General features: G+C 68.7%; 4 protein-coding genes. All 4 read left to right on the top strand.

The annotated features are described in order from the left end of the window. Positions 1-920, top strand: a 920-nt coding sequence (locus QZX79_RS11880) for a proteasome accessory factor PafA2 family protein (protein ID WP_294568484.1), incomplete at its 5' end; no start/stop codon positions are given. Positions 921-1,008: 88 nt separating this feature from the next. Then, the gene (locus QZX79_RS11875) at positions 1,009-1,218 is read left to right on the top strand and encodes a ubiquitin-like protein Pup (RefSeq protein ID WP_116451917.1); all 210 of its coding nucleotides are present in this window, start codon (positions 1,009-1,011) and stop codon (positions 1,216-1,218) included. 18 nt (positions 1,219-1,236) lie between these two features. Next, positions 1,237-1,971: an endonuclease VII domain-containing protein gene (locus QZX79_RS18590; RefSeq protein ID WP_366484949.1), complete on the top strand. Its 735-nt coding sequence runs from the start codon at positions 1,237-1,239 to the stop codon at positions 1,969-1,971. Next, the coding region (gene prcB / locus QZX79_RS11865; RefSeq protein WP_294568482.1) for a proteasome subunit beta at positions 1,968-2,482 on the top strand (515 nt) is incomplete at its 3' end. The genes QZX79_RS18590 and prcB, both read left to right, overlap by 4 nt.

Genomic DNA, 2,482 nt, shown 5'->3' with positions numbered 1-2,482 from the left:
GGGGCCGCGGGCACGGCTTCCAGATCTCGTCGCGGGCGGACTTCTTCGAGGTCGAGGTGGGCCTGGAGACGACGCTCAAGCGGCCGATCATCAACACCCGCGACGAACCGCACGCCGACGCCGACAAGTACCGCCGGCTGCACGTGATCATCGGCGACGCGAACCTCGCCGAGCTGTCGACCTATCTGAAGGTGGGGACGACGTCGCTGGTCCTGGCGATGATCGAGGCGCGAGCGCTGCCGCGCGACCTCGCCATCGAGGAGCCGGTCGAGGCGCTGCAGGCGATCAGCCACGACCCGACGCTCACGCACCTGGTGCGGCTGCGCGACGGCCGCCGGATGACGGCGATCGACGTCCAGCGGGTCTACCTGGAGCAGGCGGAGAAGTTCGTCGTGGCGCAGGGGGAGTCCGACGAGCAGACCGACGACGTGCTCCGCCGCTGGGCCGAGGTGCTCGACGATCTCTCGATCGACCCCATGCGGTGCGCGGACCGGCTGGACTGGCCGGCCAAGCTGCGGCTGCTGGAGGGGTACCGGACGCGCGACGGGCTCGCGTGGGGCGACTCGCGGCTGCACCTGGTCGACCTGCAGTACTCCGACATCCGGCCCGACAAGGGGCTGTACAACCGGCTGGTCGCCCGTGGGTCGATGCAGCGGCTGCTGACCGACGACGAGGTGGCCCGCGCCATGGTGAACCCGCCGGGGGACACCCGGGCGTTCTTCCGCGGGGAGTGCCTGCGGCGCTACCCCGCCCAGGTGGCCGCGGCGTCCTGGGACTCGGTCGTGTTCGACCTCGGGCGGGAGAACCTGGTGCGCATCCCGACGATGGAGCCGCTGCGAGGAACCCGCGAGCACGTGGGCGCGCTGTTCGAGGCCTCGGCGACCGCGCAGGAGCTCGTCGACACGATCACCGGATCGTGATCCCCAGCCTGTCCGGGTGATCCGTGAATGTCACCTGTGGCGGGTAGCTTTCACGGCAGCAGCAGTTCCCACGACGGGAGGGCAGGCCATGGCCACCAGGGACACCGGCGGGCAGCAGAAGGCGACGCGGTCGCGCGAGGAGACCGATGAGGTCGAGGCCTCGGTCGACACCGAGGTCGCCGAGCGCCACAAGGAGATGACCGAGGACGTCGACTCCCTCCTGGACGAGATCGACGAGGTGCTCGAGGAGAACTCCGAGGAATTTGTGCGCCAATATGTACAGAAAGGAGGGGAGTGATCACGCGCTGTAACCTCCATGAGCGAGGACGCCAAGCGCTGTCCCTCCTGTGAAGAGACCAAGTCGGCGTCTGAGTTCGGCCGAAATCTGACGCGGGGAGACGGACTTTCCTTCTACTGCCTCGCCTGCAACCGAGCGAGGAGCAACGCCCACTACCGGAAGCGCCGTCAAGCCCTGGGGAAGAGCGTTCGGGACCACTCGTGGATCCCGGACGGCTTCCGATGGTGCCCCGCCTGCGAACAGGCAGTAGCACACGAGGACTACACCCGGAATGCCGGAACTGCGTCGGGCTTCGGCAGCCGCTGCCGCAGTTGTGATCGGGCGACGAACTCGGCCGGGTACTTCTACCGCAAGTACAAGCTCACGCAGCGCGATCTACGCGCACTCCGCGAAGCACAGGGTGATCTGTGCGCCATCTGCAGCGCCCCTGGGCCGCAGCACCTTGATCATGACCACTTCAGCGGCCGGATCCGACGGTTGCTCTGTCAGCGGTGCAATCAGGGCCTCGGCCTGTTCCGCGACGATCCCTTCTTGCTGCGGATGGCGGCGTTGTACGTCGACACCCACCGCGAACAGCAGGAAGTGGACGATCGGCCCGACTCCTCCGCAGGCATGTCCGACACAATCAACCGACCGGTGGAGCCGCCGGTAGGGTCGCAACGACGCCCAGGAGCCCGCGGCACAAGCACGCGGAGCACCGGGCGGAACAGCGGGTCACGCCGGCGGACGCAGGCGGGAGAGGCGGATGGGTGAACGAGTCGTCAGCTGGCCGGAGCGGGTTCCCGCCCGCCTACCTGGACCGGGTGGGCTCCTCGTTCACCGACTTCCTGTCGGCCGCGGCACCTGACCTCCTGCCCGGTCGCCGCCCGGTCCCGACCATGCCCGTCGGAGACCTCGCTCCGCACGGCACCACGATCGTCGCCGTGACGTACGAGGGCGGCGTCCTCATGGGTGGCGACCGGCGCGCGACCATGGGCAACCTCATCTCCAGCAGGGACATCGAGAAGGTCTACCCGGCCGACTCCTACAGCGTCATCGGCATCGCCGGCGCCGCGGGCATCGCCATCGAGATGGTGAAGCTGTACCAGGTCGAGCTCGAGCACTACGAGAAGATCGAGGGGCTCACGATGAGCCTCGACGGCAAGGCGAACCGGCTCGCCCAGATGATCCGGGGCAACCTCGGCGCCGCCTTGCAGGGCCTCGCCGTCGTTCCGCTGTTCGCCGGCTTCGACCTGGACGCCGGGGCGGGCACCGCACCCGGGGC

It is taken from the genome of uncultured Arthrobacter sp. (genome assembly GCF_902805515.1).
GTDB lineage: Bacteria > Actinomycetota > Actinomycetes > Actinomycetales > Micrococcaceae > Arthrobacter_D.
The sequence above is the reverse complement of the archived record's forward strand: the minus strand, read 5'-3'. Positions and strand labels throughout refer to the sequence as shown.

What these genes read in the sequence shown, in the direction of transcription:
- QZX79_RS11875 (WP_116451917.1), top strand. Translation starts at nt 1,009, where the DNA reads ATGGCCACCAGGGACACCGGCGGGCAGCAGAAGGCGACGCGGTCGCGC.
- QZX79_RS18590 (WP_366484949.1), top strand. Translation starts at nt 1,237, where the DNA reads ATGAGCGAGGACGCCAAGCGCTGTCCCTCCTGTGAAGAGACCAAGTCG.